This window comes from Weizmannia sp. WK01 (assembly GCF_025905465.1).
In the GTDB taxonomy this organism is placed as follows: domain Bacteria; phylum Bacillota; class Bacilli; order Bacillales; family Bacillaceae_C; genus Weizmannia; species Weizmannia faecalis.
The window spans coordinates 1486795-1510043 of the sequence record NZ_CP109616.1 but is presented as its reverse complement, the minus strand read 5'-3'; the positions used below and the strand labels follow the sequence as shown (position 1 = coordinate 1510043).

The following is a 23249-nucleotide window of genomic DNA, read 5'->3' as shown; positions in this document are numbered from 1 at the left end:
AACACACTGTGTTCCCCTTTTAAAACTAGTTTTTCTTCACTTGATTCATGACTTCTTCAGCAAAGTTTTCCTGGCGTTTTTCAATGCCTTCGCCGACTTCATAACGGACAAAATCTGCCACTTTTGCATTATGGGAAGCGACGAACTGCCCAACCGTTTGATCCGGATTTTTGACAAACGCCTGGTCTGCCACACAAATTTCCTCGAAGTATTTCTTCAAGCGTCCTTCCACCATTTTTTCCACAATCTTTTCCGGTTTGCCTTCGTTCAGCGCCTGTTGTTTTAATACTTCGCGTTCATGGGCCACTTCTTCTTCCGAAACCTGGTCGCGGGAGATGTATTTCGGATTCATCGCTGCAACATGAAGGGCAACGTCTTTTGCAACAGAAGCATCGGTTGTGCCTTCAAGAACAGTGAGCACACCGATACGGCCGCCCATGTGGAGGTATTCGCCGAACGCACCGTTATCCGTTTTCGTTTTCAGGGCAAAACGGCGGAGCGAAATTTTTTCACCGATTTTGGAAATCGCCTGTGTAATAAAATCATTGACAGTCGATCCGTTTGCCATTGTTGATTGTAAAGCGGCATCCAGATCGGCCGGTTTGCTTTGAAGCAAATGTTCAGCGATTTCTTTTACAAGGTTTTGGAATTCTGCATTTTTTGCAACAAAGTCTGTTTCGGCATTGACTTCGAGAATGACGGCGTGGTTGCCTTCGCTTAATACGTAAGTGGTTCCTTCTGCAGCAACGCGGTCTGCCTTTTTCGCCGCTTTTGCGATCCCTTTTTCACGAAGATAGTCCACCGCTTTTTCCATATCGCCGTTCGTTTCCGTCAGCGCTTTTTTGCAATCCATCATGCCTGCGCCGGTTTTTTCACGAAGTTCTTTCACCATTTGAGCTGTAATTGCCATCGGATTTCCTCCTTCAAGTTTATGTACGTCTCCCTAAAAAAAGGTGATAAGCACAAACCTTCTTATCACCTTTTTTATTGGGATATTTTGGGTAAGGTGCGGCCGCTGTCAAACCCCGGCCGGAAAACGGATCAGGCTTCGACAGTCGTTTCTTCCGTGCCCGCTGCTTCGCCGGATTCGGCCGGAACTTCAGCGGCACCTTCTTCGCCCTGTTTTGCTTCCACAATAGCATCCGCCATTTTGCTGGTCAAAAGTTTGACCGCACGGATCGCATCATCGTTTGCCGGAATGACATAGTCAATTTCATCCGGATCGCAGTTTGTATCCACAATCCCGATAATCGGAATGTTTAATTTTCTTGCTTCCGCTACCGCGATGCGTTCTTTGCGCGGATCGATTACAAACAATGCATCCGGCAGGTTCCGCATATCTTTAATGCCGCCAAGGAATTTCACCAAACGGTCGTGTTCTTTTTTCAACTGGACGACTTCTTTTTTCGGAAGGACATCAAATGTGCCGTCTTCTTCCATTTTTTCGATTTGTTTCAAACGGTCAATCCGTTTTTGGATCGTTTCAAAGTTGGTTAAGGTTCCGCCAAGCCAGCGGTGGTTCACGTAAAACATGCCGGAACGTTCCGCTTCATCTTTAACGGATTCCTGCGCCTGTTTTTTCGTGCCGACGAACAGAATATTTCCGCCGTTGCCTGCAAGATCTTTTACAAAGTTATAAGCTTCTTCTACTTTTTTGACCGTTTTTTGCAGGTCAATAATATAGATGCCGTTCCGTTCCGTGAAAATGTATTTTTTCATTTTCGGGTTCCAGCGGCGCGTCTGGTGGCCGAAATGGACACCGGCTTCGAGCAGTTGTTTCATTGAGATTACTGACATTTTATTTCCTCCTATGGTTTTTTTCCTCCGCCCCAATCCTTTTCAAAAGGAGACCGCTTAAAAGCAGCACCGTCCTTTAAATCATGAAGCGTGTGTGATAACACCAACGATTACTATACCATAAAAAAAAATGCGAATCAAGCATTATCCGCGTCCTGTCTGAAATTTGAGAAGCAGCTCGATTTCCGTGCGGCCTTTATTTAATTTTTGGGCAATTTCATCAACAGTATACCCGTTTTGTTGCAAATCATTCACTTTTTGCAAAAGGCTTTTTTCTTCCTGAAGCTGCCCATCGCTTTGTTCCCCTGAAATTTGCCGGGCCGCATTCCGGTACGCCCGGTTTGCGGATACCTGGATGAGCGCATCTGACTTCAGTTCCGCTGTTTCTTCTGTCTCAGGCGGTTGTTTTGTTTCCGAACCCGGCTGTCCCGTTTCCGGCCCTGCTTTTTCCGCCGGGCTTGCCTCTTTCATCCTGCCTGCTTTCATTTTTTTGATGAAAGCATCGTTTTCTTCTTTTAACTCCATCAGGTATACGGAAAAGATGTCTTCAATTTCTTTCACCATTTTATTGACGTTTTGTTCTGCCCGGGCAAAGCGGTTTTGCCGTAAATAGAGCAGGATGATGGCAAAAATGGAGAGCACATTAAATAGGAAAGAAAGAATGAGGAAAAAAATAACCGTTTGATTCACCCCCTCTGATTACAGCAGCCGTTTTTCCAAAATATTCCGCAGTTTGTAAATGGCCTTCGAATGGATCTGGGAAATCCGGGAAGTGGAAAGCCCCATCACTTCGCCGATTTCTGTCAGCGTGCATTCTTCCTGATAAAAGAGGCTCAGCACAAGCTGCTCTTTTTCCGACAGGGCACAGATGGCCTCCGCCAGTTCCTTTACGGTTTCCTTTTTTTCCAGCTCGGATTCCGGCTGGCCGGCATTCCTGTCCCCGGACACGAACCGGGATGCTGCTTCCGGTTCATCATTATCGGTGCCCGTTTCTTCAATCGACAGGACATTGGCAAAAAACTGTTCATTCATCGTTGTGCAGACTTCCGTTTCTTCCATGCCAAGCTCCAAAGCGACTTCTTTTGGAGAAACGGTGCGCAAGTATTTCTGCTCGAGACTTTCAATGGCGCTTTCAATTTTTTTCGCTTTTTCCCTTGTGCCTCTTGACAGCCAGTCTTCTTTCCGCAGGCCGTCCAAAATCGCGCCGCGGATCCGAAAAGAAGCATATGTATCAAATCTCAGTTCGCGGGACGGATCAAATTTGTTTAATGAATCCAAAAGCCCGAACATGCCAAGGCTTTTTAAATCCTCTTTTGACACGTTGCGGGGAAGCCCGGCGGCAATTCTTTGGACATGGAAAGAAACAAGCGGCATATATCTTTTCACAAGGGCATTCCCGGCTTCCGGATCACGGGATTTAAGCCACAAATCCCAATCTTTCTGCTCCTCACCCTGTTTTGGCTCCTCCGCCATATCGCATCCCTCCTTGTTGCCATCGCTTTTCCCGAAAACAAAGGGGCGGCCTCGTCATATTTCGACAGAACCCTGGTTGACCGTTCTCACGGTCAGTACGGCATTTCCCGGGTTAAATTCAATCGTGCGGCCGCTTTTTCCCCCGGTATCTTCGGCCACCAATTGAATGCGGTACTTTTTCAGTTCCTGTTTTACAGCCTCGACATTGCGCGGCCCGATCCGCATCGCTTCATTCATGGAAGAAAAAGAAAACATTTCGGCTCCGCCGGCGATTTTTGCTAGCAGTCTGCTCTGGTGGCAGCCTGCGCTTTTCAGCATGCCGATCAGTTCAAAAATAGCGGTATCCGCAAATTTTGCTTTATTCATATGCTCTCCATTCTTCGCAATGAAGGATGAAGGCAGCATTACATGGGCAAGCCCGGCTGTTTTAGCCGGCAAATCGTACAAAACGACGCCAACGCATGAGCCAAGCCCGATTGTCCTGATCAGGCCGGGAGAAGTGACGATCTTCATTTCCGCAATGCCCACTTTGACAATGTTCATTTCGCTATCCATCTAATTCAACCCTTAGCGCACGGAATAGGATTTCATAAGAATCCGGATCCGGAAAGAGGAAAAAATGCCCCTTCATATCGGAATTTTCCGCCTGCTCATCGCTCAGCACTGTATCAATCACGATGGCATAATCGCTGACCTGGGACAGTTCAATCAAACCATAGCTGATAATGGAACCGAACATATCAATGCTGAGTGCCGGGACGGAAGGCAGCATATCCAGCTTCGTAAAATCGGAAAGCGCCGTTAAATAAGACCCCGACAAAATATTGCCCAGTTCCAGCATCGCCGACAGCCCGAGCTCCGGGTATGGCGGCTTTTCAAAGGAGAACGACGGATCCTCGATCATTTCTTTAATGAATCTTTCGCCCTGGGCAACCGGCACGATGAAAAAAATATTGCCGGGCGCATCGCCTTCAATCCGCAAAAACACGCTCACCACAACGAGCTCAGCGCCGCCGATCAGCTCCATAATTTCTTCAAAGGAGGCAATATGGACATCCGGGACCGTCATTTTGATTTTTTTATGCAGCAATTTGGAAAGCGCCGTTGCGGCATGTCCCGCTCCGATATTCCCGATTTCTTTTAAGACATCAAGGTGAAGATTTGTGATTTTATTTTTAATATCCATTTAAAATACCCCTATTGTAATGGCGTTAAAGTTTTTTCTAAATCAAGCAGCAGCAAAAGCCTCTGGTTTATATTCGCCACACCGGAAATAAAGTCCTCTTTGCCCGCGTTTACCACTTCCGGCTCGGGTTCCACTTTTTTTTCGTCGATATCCAGAACATCCGTCGCCTCGTCCACAAGCAGGCCCGTTTCAATTTCTCCAAACCGGACGATGATCAGCTTGCGTTCCTCCTTATCAGCGTCCGTGTCATCCTCCATGCCAAACCGTTTTTTCAGATCAATGACCGGAATAATGATACCGCGTAAATTCATCACGCCAAGTATAAAAGGAGCGGTAAGCGGCACTCTTGTAATATGCTGCAGCTTTTCAATGGCCAAAACCTGCGTAACCGGCAGGGCATACTCTTTATCATTCAACTGAAATACGATCACTTTCTCCAACGATCTCAACCTCTTTCCTGGGCAATGAAATGGGCGGCAAGCGCCTTGTTTTCTATTTGATCAGCGCATTGCTGTCGATGATAAGGGCAACCTGGCCGTTTCCAAGAATGGTGGCGCCTGATATGGCAAATACATTCGTTAAATAATTTCCTAAAGATTTTAATACGATTTCCTGCTGGCCGATAAAGGCGTCCACCACAAATGCAGCCAGTTTTTCCCCTTTTCGCACAATCAGTACGGAGACATATTCATCATTTTGCTTTGCATCCGGAACTTCAAATATTTCATTCAAAAAGACAAGCGGCACCACTTTGCCCCGGAAATCGATCACTTTTTGGTGATGCGCTTTTAATATTTCGCCCTTCTTAATAATGGCCGTCTCTACAATAGAGGATAACGGAACAGCATATTTTTCCGTCCCGATTTCCACAAGCATGACGGAAATGATCGATAAGGTAAGCGGCAGCTGAATCGTAAAGACGGACCCGCGCCCTTCTGCGGAATGGACAGAAATCGAGCCGCCCAATGATTGAATGGTTGATTTCACCACATCCAGCCCGACACCCCGGCCGGAAATATCGGATACATGGTCAGCGGTTGAAAAACCGGATTCAAAAATCAGGTTATAAATCTGGCTGTCTGTTAAACTGCCGGCTTCTTCCTTTTTGACAATGCCTTTTTCAATGGCTTTTTCCAACACTTTTTCACGGTTAATGCCGGCGCCGTCGTCTTCAATTTCTATAAACACATGGTTGCCGCTGTGATAAGCTTTTAACGTAATGGTTCCTGTTTCCGGCTTCCCTGCCCGCTTTCTTTCTTCCGACTGTTCAATGCCGTGGTCGCACGAATTCCGGATCAGATGGACAAGCGGGTCGCCGATTTCATCAATGACGGTGCGGTCCAGTTCTGTTTCGGCGCCGATAATGTCGAGATCCATTTTTTTGTGCAATTCTCTTGCCAGCTGGCGGACAAGCCGCGGAAAACGGTTAAACACCGTTTCGACCGGCACCATCCGCATGTTCAAAATAATCGTTTGCAAGTCGCCGGAAATTCTGGACATCCTTTCAACGGTTTCATTGAGCTCCGGATGGTTCACTTCTTTTGCAATTTGTTCGAGGCGCCCGCGGTCAATGACCAGCTCTTCAAATAGATTCAGCAGATTATCCAGCCGCTCGATGTTCACACGGATCGTCTTGGTTGTATGTTTCTGTTTTTGCGGATGCTTTTTTGCCGGTTTTTGCGGATGCTTTTCCGCTGCGTCCGGTGCTGCCTGTTTTTTCTGCTCTGGTTCTGCCGGTTTCTCCGATTCTGCCGTTTCCGGGTGTTGACCGCGCCCATCCTGCTTTGTGAGAGTCACGGTGCTTGCTTTAACATCTTCAATCTCTGACACCTTGCAGATTTTTTCGCGAATCTCTTCCCTGTCTTCTTTTGAGATCAGTGTCACTTTAAATTCATTGTCAAACTGTTCTTCTTCCAGCTGGTCGGCCGGCGGATCGGAATGGATGATCTCGCCGCATTTTTCAAGGATATCAAAGACCATGAATACCCGCGCCGCTTTTAATAGGCAGTCGCTGCGCAATTTTACCGTGAACTGGTAACAGTTGTACCCTTGTTCTTCCGATTGAACAATCACGGCCTGTTCGTACTGGTCAAATTCGTCTTCCTCTGTTTCCGCCTTTTCCGCTGTCGCAGCTGAAGTTTCTTTCTCCGTCTTCTTCTCTCCGGCTGAACCATGATCTACCGCTTCGAGGCGGGCGATCGTCCCGCTCACATCCAATTTGCCGTCCCCACCGTTTGCAACCGATTCCACCATCGCTTCCAGATGGTCCACCGCAGTAAAAATCACATCGATAATGTCCGGGGTTACAGACAGCTTCCCGTTCCGGATGGCATCAAGCACATTTTCCATTTTATGGGTCAGATTGGCGAGATCTTCATACCCCATTGTTGCCGACATCCCTTTCAATGTGTGGGCGGAGCGGAAAATTTCATTGACAATTTGCAAGTCATCCGGGCTTTTTTCAAGTAGCAGCACATTTTCGTTTAACGACTGGATATGTTCCCTGCTTTCTTCAATAAACACTTCCAAGTACTGGCTCATTTCCATCTATACCACACCCTAATCACTAATAAATTTCATGATTGCCTCCGCAATTTTTTCCAGCGGCAAAACTTCATCCACCACTTTCGCGGCAATGGCACTTCTCGGCATGCCGTAAACGATGCAGCTTTCTTCCGCTTCGGCAATCGCTCTTACGTGCCCGCGATTCTTTAAGGCGATCAAACCTTTTGTTCCGTCTGAACCCATCCCGGTCATGATGATGGCAAGTGTTTCATAGTTTTTTAGCATGCTCACCGATTCAAATGTTTTATCCACAGCCGGCCTGTGCCCGTTAACCGGCGCGGATTGCTCAAGCTGGATAAAGAGATGTGCGCCGTGCGCCTCCACGCCCATATGGAAGTCCCCGGGCGCAATATAAACCGCCCCCGGCTTGAGCATTTCGCCATCCTCGGCTTCTTTCACCCTGATGTTTGAAATGGCATTCAGCCGGTTGGCAAGCGACTTTGTAAATCCGCTTGGCATATGCTGGACAACCAGAACGGGCGCTTCCAAATTCCCGGGCAGGGAAGAAAGAACGGTTTGCAGGGCGCGCGGGCCTCCGGTCGATGTTCCGATGCAAACCAATTTTTTCTGTGCTATCCGTCCGCTTTGAACAGGATCGGACAAAGGTTGCGTGTTTTTTTCCGGTTCGCTTCCTTTACGTTTTTCCCATTTCACAAATCTGCCCCCTGTTTTTCAAAACTGTCATTTCATTGCCCTGTTATTGTCATGCATGTTTAAGATTTCAACAAAAGCCCCCTCAGTTTCCGCATAAATACCGGTGCGCGCTGGCTGGGCCCGTCCGAATTGCCGGATACATAGCGGTTAAGCAATTCATCGATTCTTCTTGCAGCCGCTGAATGTGGAAATGCACTGTAAAACGGCAGCTGCCTTGATACAGCTTTTTTTACATGCGCATCTTCCGGCACAACGCCGAGAATGTTCACTTCTTTCCCTAAAAATTTCTTAACTGTAAATTGAAGCCGGTTTAACGTCAACATCCCGTCTTTTTCTTTTTCCGCCCGGTTGCAAATTAAATAAAGGGGGGCGCTGAATTGCTGCATGTAAATATATTTCATCATCGAATAAGCATCGGTAATCGCTGTCGGCTCAGGTGTTGTGACAATAAAAATATCATCAGCCGAAAGCAAAATTTTAAGGCTTGATGGCGCGGCGCCGGCACCCATATCGAAAATGATGTAATCAAAATCATACTGGAGCAGTTCGAGCTCTGTGACAAGCCTGGTTACAGCAGCTTCTTCCATCTCGACAATCTGGGCAAACCCGTTGCCGGCAGAAATATAAGAAATACCGGCCGGCCCGTCGCATATCATTTGGGCAAGTGGGATATTCCGGTTGATAAAGTCCGAGATCGTGTATGGTGCGTCAAGCCCGAGAAGGACGTGGATATTGCCCATGCCGACATCCAGGTCAAATAAAAGGACTTTTTTTCCCCTTTCTGCAAGTGCCATTGCCAAATTGACCGAGATGTTGGACTTCCCGACGCCGCCCTTTCCACTTGCGACTGCAAGCGTTTTTGCCGGAATCCCGTGTTGCATTTTTAACTTTGCGCGCAGCTGTTCTGCCTGGTCTCTCATTTGTCGTTCTCCCCAAATACGTATTCGGCAAAAATACCGGGGGTTGCCTCGAGCATATCATCAGGGACATCCTGGCCGTTTGTCACATAAGCACAGCCTTTTCCATACTGTTCCATTAAATTGATCGCAGCGCCGTAAGTGGATGTCTCATCCAGCTTGGTGAAAATAAACCGGTCAATCCTGATGCTTTGAAAACTGTCAAAAACGGCTTTCATATCTTTCTCTTTCATCGTTAACGACAACGTCAGAAAGGTTTCCATTTCCGCATGAAAATCGATGAGTCCTGAAAGCTCGCGGACATATTGCAGCTCCCTGTAATTCCGGCCGGCGGTATCGATAAAAACACGGTCAAAATCGGAAAATTTTTCGATCGCTTTTTTGAAATCGGACAATTTATAGACCACTTCGAGCGGCACATTCAGCAGGTTTGCATACGTTTTTAATTGTTCAATCGCTGCAATCCGATACGTATCCGTTGTAATGAAAGCAATTTTTTCCTTTTTTTCGAGCACGGCCTGTGCAGCCATTTTGGCGAGTGTCGTCGTTTTGCCGACACCGGTTGGCCCGATCAGGTTCACGTACTTTTTCCGGCTTCCCCCGTATGTAAAACGAGAAAGCTTTTTTTGAAGCAGTGCCTTCGCCTGCTTTAAAATTTCGTCTTCCGTCAGATTGCCGTTTGCTTTCTCCCATTCTTCATACAGGGCATCTCCGATCACAAGCAACAGCGATTCATCCAGCCCTTGTTGCGAACCAGCATTTAATCGTTTTTGAACCGGCAGCGGATACTTTTGGTAAGCGGGATTGGCAAGTTTCGACACTTCTTGGACCACTTTTTTCAGCGCTGCGATTTCTTTTTGCAGGCTTTCTTTTTCTGAACGGACGGAGGCATCCGGCGCACGCGCGGGTTTTTCACCACGGGCAGGGGCCGTTTGTACCGGGCTGTTTTTCCCGGCATCCGGGTCAACGGCTGCAATTACTTCGATGTTCCGCTTTTTCATAAATCCAAGAAAGCCTTTGCGCTGGACCACTTTTGAATTTAAAATGACGGCCTGGTCCCCAAGCTCAAGCCGGATCTGTTTCATTGCTTCAGACATATTGGGCGCCATAAACTTTTTAATTTTCATTCTATGTTCACCAGCCCTGTGCTTTGTACCTCAACGTTTGCTTCCAGTTCATTATAGGAAAGAACCGGCACCTGAGGAAAGAACCGTTCAATCATTTGCCGCAAATACATGCGGATGGCAGGCGAACAAAGGATGACCGCGGAACTGCCGGTAAGCGATACCCTCTCAACCTGCTGTGCAACGGATTCCACAATTTTTTGCGACACGGACGGGTCCAGGGAAAGATAATTGCCATGTTCCGTACGCTGGATGCCATCCGCAATCAATTTCTCTACTTTCCCCGAAACGGTGATGACTTTTAATTGCCCGTCTTGCGCATATTGCGCCGTAATTTGCCGCGCGAGACTTTGGCGGGCGTATTCCGTCAGCAAATCGGTATCTGTTGTTAATTTACCATAGTCGGCTAACGTTTCAAAGATAATCGGCAGTTTTCGGATGGAAACATTTTCTTTCAAAAGATTCGCCAGCACTTTTTGGATCTCGCCGACGGACAACGGGTTCGGTGTTACCTCTTCCACAAGCACCGGGTACGACTCTTTCAAATGGTCAATCAACGCTTTTGTTTCCTGCCTTCCGAGCAGCATATACGCGTTTTGCCGGATCGTTTCCGTAATATGGGTCGAGACAACCGTCGGGGGGTCCACGACCGTATAGCCCATCATTTCCGCCTGTTCTTTTTGTTCTTCCGTCACCCATTTTGCCGGCATTCCGAAAGCCGGCTCGACCGTCTCAATACCTTCAACGGAGCCGTCATCTTCGCCGGGCGCCATCGCTAAATAATGGTCGAGAAGAAGCTCGCCTTTGGCAAGTTCATTCCCGTTAATTTTCAACCGGTACTCATTCGGCTCAAGCTGGATATTATCGCGGATCCGGACAACCGGAATGACAATGCCGAGTTCGATGGCGAGCTGCCTGCGGATCATGACAATCCTGTCAAGCAAATCGCCCCCCTGGTTGGCATCCACAAGCGGGATCAGGCCGTAGCCGAATTCGAATTCGATCGGGTCAATATCGAGCAGGCTCATGACGCTTTCCGGGCTTTTCAATTCCTCAGGCTGGAGTTCTTCCGCTTTCTCCGCGCTTTCCTGTTCCGTCTTTTTCGGGACTTGCTGGAGCCGGAAACCGCCGATGAACAGCGCCGCTGCCACCGTCATGGTTAAAAAATCATTAATCGGCGTAAACAAGCCGAGCAGAAAGATCGTGCCGCCCGCGACATATAGCATTTTGGGATAGGACAGCATCTGCGCCATTACGTCCTGGCCAAGATTGCCGTCTGATGCCGCCCTCGTGACCACGATCCCGGTTGCTGTCGAAATGAGCAGAGCCGGCACCTGGCTGACAATGCCGTCGCCAACGGTCATCAGCGAAAACTGGCTCGCGGCATCACTAATGGAGAGGCCGAGCTGGGTCATGCCGATAATGATCCCGAAGATAAGATTAATGAGAACGATAATGATGCTGGCAATCGCATCGCCCTTGACAAATTTGCTGGCACCGTCCATCGCGCCGTAAAAGTCTGCTTCCCGGCTGACTTTTTCCCGGCGAGCGCGCGCCTCCTGATCGGATATCATGCCGGCATTCAAGTCCGCATCAATGCTCATTTGCTTGCCCGGCATCGCATCGAGCGTGAACCGGGCCGCGACTTCAGCCACCCGTTCAGCGCCTTTTGTAATCACAATAAATTGGATAATAATCAAAATCGTAAAGACGACTAGCCCGACGACGATGTTGCCGCCGACAACGAACGATCCGAACGTCTCAATGACCCCGCCGGCATTGCCGGTGGAAAGGATCGAGCGGGTGGTTGAGATATTCAGCCCGAGCCGGAATAAGGTTAAAATGAGCAGCAATGACGGAAAGACGGAAAACTGAAGCGGCTCTTTCATATTCATTGAGATTAAAAGTACCATCAATGCAAGAGAAATATTACATATAATTAAAAAGCTCAATGCCCATGTCGGAAAAGGGATAATTAGCATAGTGACGATTAAAATGACACCTGCGATCACGGGAATATCTCTCAAATCTCTTGCACTCATACGGTTTCTCTCCTAACTTGCATGAAAAAGCTTAAATTTTATGCTTGATTTTGTATACGTACGCCAAAATTTCCGCTACTGCTTTAAAAAACTGTTCCGGAATGCGTCCGCCAACTTCCACCTGCTCATAAAGCGCCCTTGCCAGCGGCCTGTTTTCCAGCATGACAATGTCATGCTCTTTTGCGATCGATTTGATTTTTTGGGCAAGGAAGTCCGCTCCTTTTGCCACAACGATGGGCGCATCGCTCTTTGTTTCATCGTAGCGGAGGCAGACGGCAAAATGCGTTGGGTTCGTAATGACGACATCGGCGTTCGGCACTTCCTGCATCATTCTCCGCATCGCCATTTCGCGTTGCTTTTGCCTGATTTTTGATTTAATCAGCGGGTCGCCTTCCATATTTTTAAATTCTTCCTTGATTTCCTGCTTGGACATCCGGATATTTTTTTCAAAATCGAAACGCTGGTACAAGTAATCAAGAACGGCGAGCACAAACAGGGCAACAGAAGCGCTGATGCCGGTTATGGCGGCGAGATGCCCGACTGCAGCCAGCGTATCGCCCGCGCTTTTAAACGGCAGGCCTGAAATATCCTGGATATTGGCCCAAATGACGTAAAAAGCAACAACGCCGACCACCGCCATTTTTAAAACGGATTTTAACAATTCCACAAGCGCCCGGATCGAAAAAATCCGTTTTAATCCGGCGACGGGATTGATTTTGTTTATATTCGGTTTCAGCCCTTCACCGGTAAAAAGGAGGCCGGTTTGGGCCACATTTCCGACCACGCCGGCCAAAAGGGCAACGGCCATAACCGGCAAAAGCATCGAAGCCAGCTGTTTCATGACGCCGGTCATCAATTTGCCAACGCTTTGCTCCGTGACATCCTGCAGCATATATTTTGAAAAAGCCTGGCGAAAGAGTGCCATCATCGGGCTTCCGATCGAGGAGGCCCCGAAATACAAGAACAGAAACACCGCAAGAAGCATGACAGCCGTTACGATATCCTGGCTTTTGGCTGTCTGCCCCTTTTTGCGGGCATCACGCCGCTTTTTCGGCGTTGCCTTTTCTGTTTTCTCCCCTGCGAAAAACTGCAAATCGAGTGAGAGGTGCTTCAAACGGATCCCCCCAACAGTGCCATACAATTCCGCATCGCAACAAACATCCATTCAAACAAATGTTCAACCGCGATATAAATCGTGCCCATTGCCACCGCCAGCGCGATCAAACTAACGGCAATTTTGACCGGAAAGCCGACCACAAAAATATTAAGCTGCGGTACGGTCCGGGCGATGATGCCAAGCGCAATGTCCGTTAAAAACAGGACGGCGACAACAGGTGCCGACATTTGAAAAGCGACGAGAAACACACGGGCCAAAAGGGTTGCCAAATATTTTGCGAGATTGAAAGACCCGAGATGGACCCATGCCTGATCGAGCGGGATAAACGAATAGCTGTAATAAATCCCGTCCAAAAGCAGGTGGTGCCCGTTCAGGGAAAGCAATAAAAGCAGCGCAAAACTGTACAAATATTCCCCGGTAAGCGGCGTTTGCGCCCCTGATTGCGGATCAATCACATTGGCCATGGAAAACCCTGCCTGAAAATCGATAAACGTACCGGCCAATTGCACGGCCGACAAAATGAAATAGGCTACAAAGCCAAGCAGCAGGCCGACAAGTGCTTCTTTAATCATCAGCATAAAATAGGCGCCATCCATGGTGAACGGTTTGGCATGGATCGTGTATGTCACAAGGACGGACAAAAAGAAGCCAAGGCCGATCCGGAACCGGGCCGGTACGCTCCTGTGGGAAAATAACGGCATCATGATAAAAAAAGTGGTGACCCTAATGAAAACGAGTAAAAATATGCTGAATGACGGAATCAGTTCATCCATATGTTAACCTATATATTGTGTTAAATTGGATAAAATTTCTTTTGTGTATGTAAGCATGTGGCTTAGCATCCACGGGCCAAGCAGTACAAGGCCGAGCAGCACCGCAACAATTTTCGGGACAAATGCCAGCGTCTGTTCCTGGATTTGCGTTGCAGCCTGGAAGATACTGACAATCATACCGACGACAAGCGCAATCAATAAAAGCGGACCGCAGACCATAAAGGTCACCATGATGCCTTTTTCGGCCAGTGAAATGACCATTTCCTCACTCAATCCATTCACCTTCTTTAAAAACTTTCAAGCAGCGACTTCACAACAAGATACCATCCGTCCACGAGCACAAACAGTAAGATTTTAAAAGGCAGCGAGATCATCACAGGCGGCAGCATCATCATTCCCATCGACATCAGGACACTTGCCACGACCATATCGATGACAAGAAAAGGAATGAAAATCATGAAGCCCATTTGAAAAGCCGTCTTTAATTCGCTGATTGTAAATGCCGGAACAAGGGTTGTCATTGGAATATCCTGCACCGACTTAGGCTGCTTTTTATGGGCATAATCCAAAAACAGCTGCAAGTCTTTCTGCCGGGTCTCTTTCGCCATAAATTCCTTAAACGGCTTCTGGGCTTTGTCATAAGCCTCTTCCAGCGTCAGTTTATCATGGAACAACGGCGTGAGCGCCTGTTTATTTACCTGTTGAAACGTCGGAGCCATGATAAAAAACGTCAGAAACAGCGCAAGGCCTACGATCACCTGATTCGGTGGGGCTGTCTGCGTGCCGAGCGAAGTCCGGACAAAAGACAGGACAATGACAATCCGCGTAAAAGAAGTCAATAGGATTAAAATGCTCGGTGCCAATGAAAGAACGGTCATAAGCAAAAGGATTTTGACCGAAAGGGAAACGGTATCGCCGGATGTGCTGCTTAATGTATTCAACAACTCATTCATCGTTCTGTTTCTCCTTCTCCCTTTGTTCCAGTTCTTTCATCGCCTGCGCCCGCTCCTCCCTGATCGCGCTAATTTGCGACTTCAGCAAATGCCCGAACGGGGTTGCTTCTGTTTTTGCCCCAGTTTCCCTGTTTTTCACCGCTTTTATGAGCCTTGTCGCAATATCGCGCGGTTCCAGTTGCTCCTCGAGCTTTTGATTGTACTGGTCAACGAACTGCCTGACCTCTTCCTCGTCATCAATTTCTTTGACAAGCTGCACATCGTCCCCGACACCTAAAATAAGAATCCTGTCGCCCGCTTTTACAATTTGCAGCGACTTATTTCCGCCCAAAGGCGTGCCGCCGAAATTCTGTATCATTTTACTGCTTTGATAGGCACGGCTTCTTTTGTTGACAAATTTTAAAACAAAGTATAGTAAACAAATCACGAAAATAAGTGCGAGGATCATCCGCGCAATATCCCCGAAGGTTACCGCCGGATTTGCCGTTTCCGATTGTGTAGCCTGGCTTTCGGATTTTCCGTCCGTTTGTTTTTGACACTGTTTCGGATGGTCGATACATTCTTTCACATTTCCGTTAAAAGAAGCCGCGAGGGCATTGCCGGGTGCCGAAAACCCGTACAGCAGGCACAGCAGAATCCCAAACAGCAAAAGCCCCTTCGTCACTTGGCTTTGCAAATCATTGTCACCTTCCTGGCATCGTCAGCCGAGCGTTTTTTGGATGGCCTCAATTACACGGTCAGCTTGGAACGGTTTGACGATAAAGTCTTTTGCACCGGCCTGGATGGCATCAATGACCATCGCCTGCTGGCCCATTGCCGAACACATGATGACTTTTGCATCCGGGTCGATTTTTTTAATTTCCTTCAGCGCGCTGATCCCGTCCACTTCCGGCATTGTAATATCCATTGTCACAAGATCCGGCCGGTGTTCCTTATATTTTTCGATTGCTTGTGCGCCGTCTCCCGCTTCAGCGACAACGTCATATCCGTTTTTTGTCAGAATGTCTTTAATCATCATGCGCATAAACGCAGCGTCATCTACAATCAAAATTTTCTTTGCCATTTGGATCTTCCCCCATTATCTCAGTTTTTTCAGCCGGTCTTTCTGGCTCACGATATCTGTCACACGCACACCGAAGTTCTCATCAATCACCACCACTTCCCCAATGGCAATTAACTGATGGTTGATGAGAATATCCACGGGTTCTCCGGCGAGCTTGTCCAGTTCCACAATGGAGCCGGCGCCCATCTCAAGAATTTCCCTTACTGTTTTCGATGTCCTGCCCAGTTCAACAGTCACTTCAAGCGGGATATCAAGGAGCATGTCCAGATTTTTCGTTTCAACGCGCGGCGCTGTTTCTTCAAAACTCGTAAAAACAGCTGGCTGCACATTTTGGTACATCTCCTGTTTTGCTGCATTTTGAGCAGGCTCAGCCGGTTTTTCCGCAGCATGGCCGCGCATATTTTGATCCGGCTGCTTTTCCTCTGCTTTTTTTTCAGCTTCGGCGGGTTGTTCAGGATGAATGAGATCGCGCGCCAGTTTTTTCGCAAACGAAAGCGGCAACAGCTGCATGATCTGCGAATCGATTAATGACCCGATCATAATCCGGAACGAGACTTTCACAAGCAAATCCTGGTCCGGAAGCTTGTCCGTGCCTTCGCCTTCCAAAATATTTAAAAGTGAAACGGCCGGCGGGGAAATATCGATTCTTTTATTAAAAACCGTAGACATCGAGGTAGCGGCAGAACCCATCATCTGATTCATCGCTTCCTGTACCGCGCTCAAATGGATCTCATCCAGTTCGCTGCTCGGATTTTCGCCGGTTCCGCCCAGCATCAAGTCGGCAATAATGGCGGCATCGGATTGTTTAATGACGAGCACATTCACGCCGGAAAAGCCCTCCGTGTATTTCACCTGAATGGCCACGTAAGGATGCGGAAATTCATCCGCCAGTTTGTCGTGCCGGACAATGCTGACCTCAGGCGTTGTAATTTCAACTTTTTGTGAAAGCAGGGTGGACAATGCCGTCGCAGAGCTCCCGAACGAAATGTTACCAATTTCCCCAAGCGCATCCCTTTCCATGGAATCGAGATAATCTTCCACACGGAGGGAATCTTTGGCGCTTGCGTCTTCCAGATTTGCAGTGCCGTTAAGAAGGGCATCAATTTCTTCTTGCGACAGCATATCATCGCTCATACTGTTCTTCTTCCCCTTCCTCTATGATATCAAGGATTTGGACAGCCATTTTAGTGCCTTGCTTGCCTGGCTGCCCGATGAATTTCGGAATTTTATCCACCTTGACAACCAACGGCTCTTCAATGGTTTGGTTCAGCCGTATACAGTCGCCAATTTCTAAATTCAGAAAGTCTTCAATTTTTACCGTTGCCGTCCCCAGTTCGGCGGTGAGCGGCACTTTTGCCTCCTTGATGCCTTCTTCGAGCAGGCGGATATTGTCCGGATCCGGTTCCTTTCCGGCGTGCTGCATCCAATAATGCCCGGACAATTTCGGCATCATCGGGTCAAGCACCACTTGCGGCAGGCATAAATTGATCATGCCGTTTGTATCGCCGATTGTCGTGTTGAGAGAAATAACGACCACGGTTTCATTCGGAGAAATCATCTGCAGAAACTGCGGATTGACTTCCAGTTCAGTCAGAAAGGGATTGATCTCGATGATCTCACTCCACGCTTCCTTTAACTGGTCGATGGTCTGGTCAAAAATTCTCGTCATGATTTTCTTTTCAATCTCAGTGAGTTTGTCAATTTTATTGATGCTTTCCCCGTACCCTCCCAGCACTCGATCCATCATCGTGTAGGCAATGTTCGGGTTAATTTCCATAATAATATTCCCGTCAAGCGGGGGAACTTCATAAACCGTCAGAAGGGTCATTTTCGGTATCGAACGGATAAATTCCTCATACGGAATCTGGTCAGCCGATGCAACCGAAATCTGCACGTAAGTCCGGAGCTGGGCAGATAAAAAGGTTGTGAGAATCCTTGAGAAGTTTTCATGAATTCTTGTCAGGCTTCTGATCTGGTCTTTTGAAAACCGGAGCGCCCGCTTGAAATCATATACTTTGACTTTCCGGGTTTCCTCTTTTTTTATTTCCTCCGCATTCATTTCCCCCGTTGACAGGGCGGATAGCAGCGCATCAATTTCAGACTGCGATAAAATATCTTCCGGCAACTTTATCCACCCCCTTTGTATACATACAGGCACAGGGGCCGGACTGCCTGCTGCGGCACTGCCTTTTTGCTGCAATCTGCCCTTGATCCGGCAGGCGGCATACTTTTATTGGATAACAAAGGAAGTAATATATACATTTACAACTTCGCCGTCCTGCATCATTTTATTTAACCGGTTTTTTATGTCTGTTTTAAACTTTTGCTTCCCCTGCTCAGATTGCAAATCCTGCATGTTCATATTTGACAGCTCGTCAATCATGATGTCTTTGATTTGGAAATCTCTTTTTGTCAGTTCTTCTTTTGCTTTCTTATCGTTTCCTTCAATTTTGATGGCAATCTGGACAATGTGGTTGTCTTTCAGATTGGTTGTCATCGTGTCAATGTCAACGGAAGAGTCGACAACTTCATCTATATTTGGCCCTGTTGCGTTTGTTGCTTCGTTCGACTTATAAATGACGACAATGGTGATGATGCCGGCCAGTAAAATGACGGAAATCATCACAAGCATGATCCGCACCATTTTATTCATTCCGGCCCCTCCTCCCCGGCATTTCTTCCAAGCAAAGAAACAGCCCGGAAAAAGGCGGTCACTTTTTGCTCGATTTCTTTGCTCGACTCCCTGACAATATAGGCGTGGCCGTTTGTCAGGATGATTCTTGTATCCGGCATGCTTTCCACCGTTTCAATATGAATGGCGTTAATCCAGAATGCCCTGCCGTTTAATTTTGTCACTTCAATCACATTGTGCGGGCCGGGCGAAAAGCCCTGGCCCCCTTCCCCCTATCGTTTCAGATTGACAAGTTCCTGCAGAATTTCATCGGATGTCGTGATAATTCTTGTATTCGCCTGAAACCCGCGTTCTGCTACGATCATATTCGTCAACTCTTCCGACAGGTCGACATTGGACATTTCAAGATAGCCGGATTTGATCGTGCCTGCACCGTTCTGTCCCGGCTGGCTTACTGTCACCTGGCCCGCATTGGAATTCGCAGTGGTGTATAAATTGCCGCCGGCTTTTGTCAACCCGGCAGGATTCTGGAAAGTGGCAATGCTGATTGTCCCGATTGTATTGCCATTCTGATCGGAAATGGTTCCATCCGTTGCGACTGAAAAGCTTTTTACATTTGCTCCAAGGGTGATTGCTTGTCCATTTGTGCCCAGCACAGCAAAACCTTCTGAATTAACGAGCCTTCTGTTATCATCAAAGTAAAAATTGCCGGCACGCGTATAATACGTGTCATTTCCATCCTGTACCCTGAAGTATCCGTCCCCTGTAATCGCAAAGTCAAGGGGACGCCCCGTTGATTCCGGGCTTCCTGAAGTATCAACGGTATCAATTGAACCGATTTGGGACCCAAGGCCAACCTGCTGGGCGCTTGTGCCGGGCGTAGCGCTGGCCAGCGTCTGGCTGATTGCATCTTTAAATGTCACACGCCCTTTTTTGTACCCGTAAGTATTCACATTTGCGATGTTGTTTCCGATGGTATCAAGTTCTGTTTGAAAGTTTTTCATGCCGCTTACACCTGAATATAATGAACGTAACATTGCATTAACCCCTCTCCATTTTTGTTTTCAGCTGCGTCTGTCATTCGGCAGCTGCGGCCTTCCTTCCGGTCCGGCCGGTGATTCTAAAATGATGGCGCCGTTAATATTGCTGAAAATTTGGGAACCGGCTTCACTCCGGTCCATTGCAGTAATCACTGTTGCATTTTTTGCGCTGACGATCAGCGCGGCATCATCTGCCAGGACCAGTGTCTCATCCAGCCCTTTTTTCTTTGCCTCCGCCACCTTTGTGCTGATCTGTTTCCAGGTGGAATCGTCCAGTTCAATCCCCCGTTCCTGCAGCCTTTCGCCGGCATGTTTGCTGATTTTTAATGCGGCTGGTTCAGACTGCCCGGACAATGCCTGCTGCAAATAATCCGAAAAATGGCCGGTTTGGTTTTTTCCTTGGCCGGATTTCTGCGTTCCATTAAGAGAACGCATAGGCGCGGTTCGCTGCAATGGAATGGACGGATAGGATTGATCCATTCAATCACTTCCTAGTTTGCAATTTTCGTAAGCTGCCCGCTTGCGGCTTTTTTCCCGTTGTCAAGTGTAAAAACCAGGCTGCCGTTTTGGATGGCAACGGTACTGACCGAAGCTGTTTCTTCTTCTCCTGCATCATTTGTATAGGTCACTTTTTTCCCAATTAAATAGCTTGCCTGAATCAGTGCTGCTTCATTTGAAGTGCTGCTGTCTATCCCTGTCATATCGGAAAAACTGATTTTCGTCCCGTCATCCAGGGTGAAGGTGGCCGCATTGTCATCACCGAATGAAATGCCGGTAATCGTCCCGGTTCCCGACTTAACGGATGCCGTCCCGTCATCAGCTGTTTCGGTTTTTTTCCAGGAAACCGTTCTCCCGATATATTGTGTATACGCAATTTGCTGCGATTGCTGCGAAAGTTTGATCAGGTTGTCGATATCGTCTTTCAAATTCGTCATTTGCTCCAATGAGGAGAACTGCGCCATTTGCGATACAAATTGCGTGTCGTCAATCGGGTTGGTCGGGTCCTGGTTTTGAAGCTGGGCAATCAATATTTTCAAAAAAGCATTTTTATCCAGCGTCTTGCTTCCCGTACGCGTGCCGGAAGCTGTATTTTGATTGCTCAACAGCAGGCTCGGGTCAATAGAAGTCATGTCATTCACCTACGCTTCCGCATCAATCATATTGTTTTCCAACATGGCTGAAAAATGTCCCGCTTCCGGGTTTTCCCGCCGCTTTTGCTGCTGTTGCCGTTGTTCGCGGCCCCCGCTGTCCCCGGGCTGGCCGTGGGCGGTTTGTGCCGCTGTGTCACGGTATTCAATATCCATTTTTGTTAACTGGACCTGCTGGCCTGCCAAAGCATGTTTAAGCTGCTGCAGCTGGGAATCAAGCAAATCTTTTGCCGCACCAGTGTCTGTCAGTATCTTTGCTGCCAGTTTTCCGTCCTGCTCAAGCAATTCCACGCGCAAAGAACCGAGGTTTTCAGGTTCAAGCCGGATCAACAGCCTGTTTGCGCCTTTATGGCTGGAATAGGCCGCCTTTTGAATGATATTGGCGAATTCCTGGACAAACTGCCGGTACGAAACCGGATTATGTTTTTCGCCGGTGTAAAGGACGAGCTGTTCCACTTTGCCCGAGAGTGAAAATGCCGGGGCTGTATTGCCGTTCCCGTTTATTTCTTCTGCTGCTTGAAGATGGCTGCTGTTATGCGCAACAGGGCTTCTTTTTCCGGTTTCCCATCCGTTTGCCAATCCATCTTCGGTGCTATCGTTTCCGGATTGTCCTGTCTGCTGGATTTCCCGGGAAAAATCCAATGCGGCATGCCGGCTGCTGTCTTCTAGTTTTCCGTTTTCCTGCTGGGGACCCGCATTTTGGCCTGGCACAGCAATCCGGCCATTTTCACCAGCTGTTGCCTGCGTCTTCACCCTGCCGTTGCTTCCCGGTATCCCGTCTTCCATGAGCTCAATATGCTGGCTTGCAGTGGCCTGCACCTCATCAGCCGTTGCTTTTAGTGCCTTGAGCTGGCTGCCATCTGCAGGCTGCCCGGTATTTGCCTCTGGATGGGCGGTCGTTTGCACACTGGGCGCCTGATTTTGCAATGGCCCGCCTGTCCTGCTTTCACTTGGCGCATTGCCCCGAATCGCTGCTTTGCCATTTTGCGCGTCCGCTCCTGAAGTACCCGCCTGCAGCGGTTTTGCAGCCGGATTCCCAGCATTTTCATCCGCGGCGACGGATTCTGCTGCCAGACTAAACGGCACCCCTTCCTGCCGGGATGAGCGGCCATCCTTTGATAAGGCTTCCGTCACTTCATTGTTGTCTGTTTGTAGCAGTGCTGTTCCGGTGGTGCCCGTGCCTGCAGCAGCCGGTTCGCTTCTTTCATTTGCCGGCAATACCGCTTCGTTCATTTCCGGAATCGCCCCATTTGCAGAAACTGGGCCGTTTTGAAGCAATACCTGGTTACTTTCCCGTCCATTTTGCGCCGAGTTGGCATGATCCGGATTGGAAGCCATTCCTAGAGCCGCGGCAGCTGGAGATAAAGGAAGAACAGGTGCTTTTTTAAACAGCGATGGATCCGCCTTTCCGCCGGATAAATGCAAATAAGCAGTTTTTAATATTTCTTCTTTTACGGCAATGCCCGGCTGTTGCGGCGCGCTTGAAACCGTCTGCCCCGCGTTTAGCGCATCTGCTGAAATGGCCTTGAGAAAACGGCCGATTTTTTCGGACAACTGGGCTAATTGTTCCGTTGTCTGCATCATGTTGATGCCTGCTGCTGTATTTTCGGGAAACGTTTTTAGAACAGCCCCCACCTGCCTGAGCAATGTTTCCGCATCTTCAAGTCCGAGCTTTATTAAAGACGGGACTGGCATGGAGGCGAGCATTTGCGCCATATTCATGATGGCAGCTGCGGCATCGCCTGTTTCGATGGCCGTTTTTGTTTCTTGTATCTTTTTTTTGCTGTTTTCGTCTTCAGCGCCGGCAAACCGCACCAGCCGGTTGAAAAGAGCGGAAATGGTCTGCATATCAGCCCCTTCTTCCTGGCTTCCATCTTCTCTAGCCTGTTCCGTTGCCCCGGCCTTTTCCGTTAAAACCGCGACAATCCTTTGTTGAAGCTTTTGGCAAACATCCACTGCCTCCTCGTTTTCCGGCATCCGGCCGCTGTCCTGGCCGGCAAGGCTCAATTGCTGAAAAAACCCGGATGGCTGCGTCTGCAGCTGTGCGCCAGCCGTTTGCGTACTTGGCGGAGAAAATGGTACAGCCTGAAGAGCCGAATTTACATTCATGTTTTCACCTCCTTTCAAGTTTAATGGATGGCTTATGATCCTGTACGCCCGAGCATTTGGGTGTATTTTGCTGCTTTATCGGCACTCATTTTTTCAAGGACGTTCGCCAATGTTTCCGAACTGAGCTGGGAAAGGATCCCCGTTGCTTCCTGATCGCTCATTTTTTGAATAATGGCAGCCGCATTTTCCGGATTCATATTTTCATAGGTGCTTGCGATTTCTTTTAATTTTTTCTGATTGGCTGCCTGTTGTTGCTGGGCTTTCTTCAATTGCTGCTTCAGATCAGAGACGGTTTGTTTCATTTTCAAATTGTTCTGTTGGCTTTTGTCCAGTTCGGATTGCAGCTTGCTGATTTCTTTGTCTTTTTCTGACGCCTGTTTTTGTAAAGAACGGATCTGGCTTTTATACTGTGTTTCACTGAACGTGCCGCTTTGCTTCTTCCCTTTTTCATTCCCGCCTGTGCCAAATATCCCGGTCACCTGATGGGCGAGGCCCGATGCTTTACTGATCACATTGACACCCGAGATAGTAGCGATAATGATCGCCATCGCGGTGGCAAACAGTAGCGGAATCAGGATCACGTAAAAAAACCACTGCAGTTTACCGCCTTTTTTTTCTTCTGCTGCTGTCTCGATTTCTTCCATTTGTTTGCGCAT

The 23249-nt window shown here is 48.2% G+C and carries 27 protein-coding genes; all 27 read right to left on the bottom strand.

Annotation, left to right across the window (positions count from 1 at the left end):
- Nucleotides 1–25: 25 nt before the first annotated feature.
- The 27 genes from tsf to OF158_RS06860 all read right to left on the bottom strand — a co-directional run bounded on the left by tsf (nucleotide 26) and on the right by OF158_RS06860 (nucleotide 23249).
- Complete coding sequence (gene tsf / locus OF158_RS06990; RefSeq protein ID WP_014095426.1) at nucleotides 26–910, bottom strand: translation elongation factor Ts; 885 nt, start codon at nucleotides 908–910, stop codon at nucleotides 26–28.
- Nucleotides 911–1041: 131 nt separating this feature from the next.
- Complete coding sequence (rpsB, locus tag OF158_RS06985; RefSeq protein ID WP_014095427.1) at nucleotides 1042–1797, bottom strand: 30S ribosomal protein S2; 756 nt, start codon at nucleotides 1795–1797, stop codon at nucleotides 1042–1044.
- 144 nt (nucleotides 1798–1941) lie between these two features.
- Nucleotides 1942–2487, bottom strand: coding sequence for a hypothetical protein (locus tag OF158_RS06980; protein ID WP_035181742.1), 546 nt, complete (start codon nucleotides 2485–2487; stop codon nucleotides 1942–1944).
- 9 nt (nucleotides 2488–2496) lie between these two features.
- Nucleotides 2497–3270, bottom strand: a complete 774-nt coding sequence (locus tag OF158_RS06975; protein ID WP_035181750.1) for a FliA/WhiG family RNA polymerase sigma factor — start codon at nucleotides 3268–3270, stop codon at nucleotides 2497–2499.
- A gap of 54 nt (nucleotides 3271–3324) precedes the next feature.
- The gene (locus OF158_RS06970) at nucleotides 3325–3825 is read right to left on the bottom strand and encodes a chemotaxis protein CheD (protein ID WP_035181752.1); all 501 of its coding nucleotides are present in this window, start codon (nucleotides 3823–3825) and stop codon (nucleotides 3325–3327) included.
- Entirely contained in the window at nucleotides 3818–4456 is a 639-nt protein-coding gene (locus tag OF158_RS06965) for a chemotaxis protein CheC (protein WP_014095431.1), read from the bottom strand. Before OF158_RS06965 ends, OF158_RS06970 begins: the two co-directional genes overlap by 8 nt.
- Nucleotides 4457–4467: 11 nt before the next feature.
- Entirely contained in the window at nucleotides 4468–4896 is a 429-nt protein-coding gene (locus OF158_RS06960; RefSeq protein ID WP_017551531.1) for a chemotaxis protein CheW, read from the bottom strand.
- Nucleotides 4897–4948: 52 nt separating this feature from the next.
- Nucleotides 4949–7003 (bottom strand): chemotaxis protein CheA, encoded by a 2055-nt coding sequence (locus OF158_RS06955; RefSeq protein ID WP_035181755.1) that lies wholly within the window; start codon nucleotides 7001–7003, stop codon nucleotides 4949–4951.
- A 12-nt stretch (nucleotides 7004–7015) separates the two neighbouring features.
- Nucleotides 7016–7675 (bottom strand): CheB methylesterase domain-containing protein, encoded by a 660-nt coding sequence (locus OF158_RS06950; protein ID WP_014095434.1) that lies wholly within the window; start codon nucleotides 7673–7675, stop codon nucleotides 7016–7018.
- A 59-nt stretch (nucleotides 7676–7734) separates the two neighbouring features.
- On the bottom strand, nucleotides 7735–8595 hold the full coding sequence (locus tag OF158_RS06945) for a MinD/ParA family protein (protein ID WP_014095435.1): 861 nt from the start codon (nucleotides 8593–8595) through the stop codon (nucleotides 7735–7737).
- A complete protein-coding gene (gene flhF, locus OF158_RS06940) occupies nucleotides 8592–9719 on the bottom strand; it encodes a flagellar biosynthesis GTPase FlhF (protein ID WP_035181758.1) in 1128 nt (375 codons plus the stop codon). Before flhF ends, OF158_RS06945 begins: the two co-directional genes overlap by 4 nt.
- A complete protein-coding gene (gene flhA / locus OF158_RS06935; RefSeq protein ID WP_014095437.1) occupies nucleotides 9716–11758 on the bottom strand; it encodes a flagellar biosynthesis protein FlhA in 2043 nt (680 codons plus the stop codon). Before flhA ends, flhF begins: the two co-directional genes overlap by 4 nt.
- 31 nt (nucleotides 11759–11789) lie before the next feature.
- Nucleotides 11790–12872, bottom strand: coding sequence for a flagellar biosynthesis protein FlhB (flhB, locus tag OF158_RS06930; protein WP_017551525.1), 1083 nt, complete (start codon nucleotides 12870–12872; stop codon nucleotides 11790–11792).
- Nucleotides 12869–13648, bottom strand: coding sequence for a flagellar biosynthetic protein FliR (gene fliR / locus OF158_RS06925; protein WP_017551524.1), 780 nt, complete (start codon nucleotides 13646–13648; stop codon nucleotides 12869–12871). The genes flhB and fliR overlap by 4 nt, the downstream gene beginning before the upstream one ends.
- Before the next feature lie 3 nt (nucleotides 13649–13651).
- Nucleotides 13652–13921: a flagellar biosynthesis protein FliQ gene (gene fliQ, locus OF158_RS06920; protein WP_014095440.1), complete on the bottom strand. Its 270-nt coding sequence runs from the start codon at nucleotides 13919–13921 to the stop codon at nucleotides 13652–13654.
- 14 nt (nucleotides 13922–13935) lie between these two features.
- Entirely contained in the window at nucleotides 13936–14601 is a 666-nt protein-coding gene (gene fliP / locus OF158_RS06915) for a flagellar type III secretion system pore protein FliP (protein ID WP_014095441.1), read from the bottom strand.
- Nucleotides 14594–15277 carry a flagellar biosynthetic protein FliO gene (locus tag OF158_RS06910; protein ID WP_035181759.1) on the bottom strand — a complete coding sequence of 228 codons (684 nt, stop codon included), beginning with the start codon at nucleotides 15275–15277 and terminating at the stop codon, nucleotides 14594–14596. The genes fliP and OF158_RS06910 overlap by 8 nt, the downstream gene beginning before the upstream one ends.
- Nucleotides 15278–15301: 24 nt before the next feature.
- Nucleotides 15302–15664, bottom strand: a complete 363-nt coding sequence (locus tag OF158_RS06905) for a response regulator (protein WP_014095443.1) — start codon at nucleotides 15662–15664, stop codon at nucleotides 15302–15304.
- 15 nt (nucleotides 15665–15679) lie between these two features.
- Nucleotides 15680–16798: a flagellar motor switch phosphatase FliY gene (gene fliY, locus OF158_RS06900; protein WP_017551523.1), complete on the bottom strand. Its 1119-nt coding sequence runs from the start codon at nucleotides 16796–16798 to the stop codon at nucleotides 15680–15682.
- Nucleotides 16788–17789 carry a flagellar motor switch protein FliM gene (gene fliM / locus OF158_RS06895; protein WP_035181760.1) on the bottom strand — a complete coding sequence of 334 codons (1002 nt, stop codon included), beginning with the start codon at nucleotides 17787–17789 and terminating at the stop codon, nucleotides 16788–16790. The genes fliY and fliM overlap by 11 nt, the downstream gene beginning before the upstream one ends.
- 105 nt (nucleotides 17790–17894) lie before the next feature.
- Nucleotides 17895–18317, bottom strand: a complete 423-nt coding sequence (fliL, locus tag OF158_RS06890; protein ID WP_013859098.1) for a flagellar basal body-associated protein FliL — start codon at nucleotides 18315–18317, stop codon at nucleotides 17895–17897.
- Complete coding sequence (locus tag OF158_RS06885; RefSeq protein WP_017554476.1) at nucleotides 18314–18529, bottom strand: flagellar FlbD family protein; 216 nt, start codon at nucleotides 18527–18529, stop codon at nucleotides 18314–18316. The genes fliL and OF158_RS06885 overlap by 4 nt, the downstream gene beginning before the upstream one ends.
- Nucleotides 18530–18568: 39 nt before the next feature.
- Nucleotides 18569–19333, bottom strand: coding sequence for a flagellar basal body rod protein FlgG (flgG, locus tag OF158_RS06880; RefSeq protein WP_035181761.1), 765 nt, complete (start codon nucleotides 19331–19333; stop codon nucleotides 18569–18571).
- Nucleotides 19334–19360: 27 nt separating this feature from the next.
- Complete coding sequence (locus OF158_RS06875) at nucleotides 19361–19816, bottom strand: TIGR02530 family flagellar biosynthesis protein (protein ID WP_035181763.1); 456 nt, start codon at nucleotides 19814–19816, stop codon at nucleotides 19361–19363.
- A gap of 11 nt (nucleotides 19817–19827) precedes the next feature.
- On the bottom strand, nucleotides 19828–20466 hold the full coding sequence (gene flgD, locus OF158_RS06870; RefSeq protein ID WP_035181765.1) for a flagellar hook assembly protein FlgD: 639 nt from the start codon (nucleotides 20464–20466) through the stop codon (nucleotides 19828–19830).
- A gap of 9 nt (nucleotides 20467–20475) precedes the next feature.
- The gene (locus OF158_RS06865; RefSeq protein WP_035181767.1) at nucleotides 20476–22593 is read right to left on the bottom strand and encodes a flagellar hook-length control protein FliK; all 2118 of its coding nucleotides are present in this window, start codon (nucleotides 22591–22593) and stop codon (nucleotides 20476–20478) included.
- A 32-nt stretch (nucleotides 22594–22625) separates the two neighbouring features.
- Complete coding sequence (locus OF158_RS06860; RefSeq protein ID WP_014095451.1) at nucleotides 22626–23249, bottom strand: MotE family protein; 624 nt, start codon at nucleotides 23247–23249, stop codon at nucleotides 22626–22628.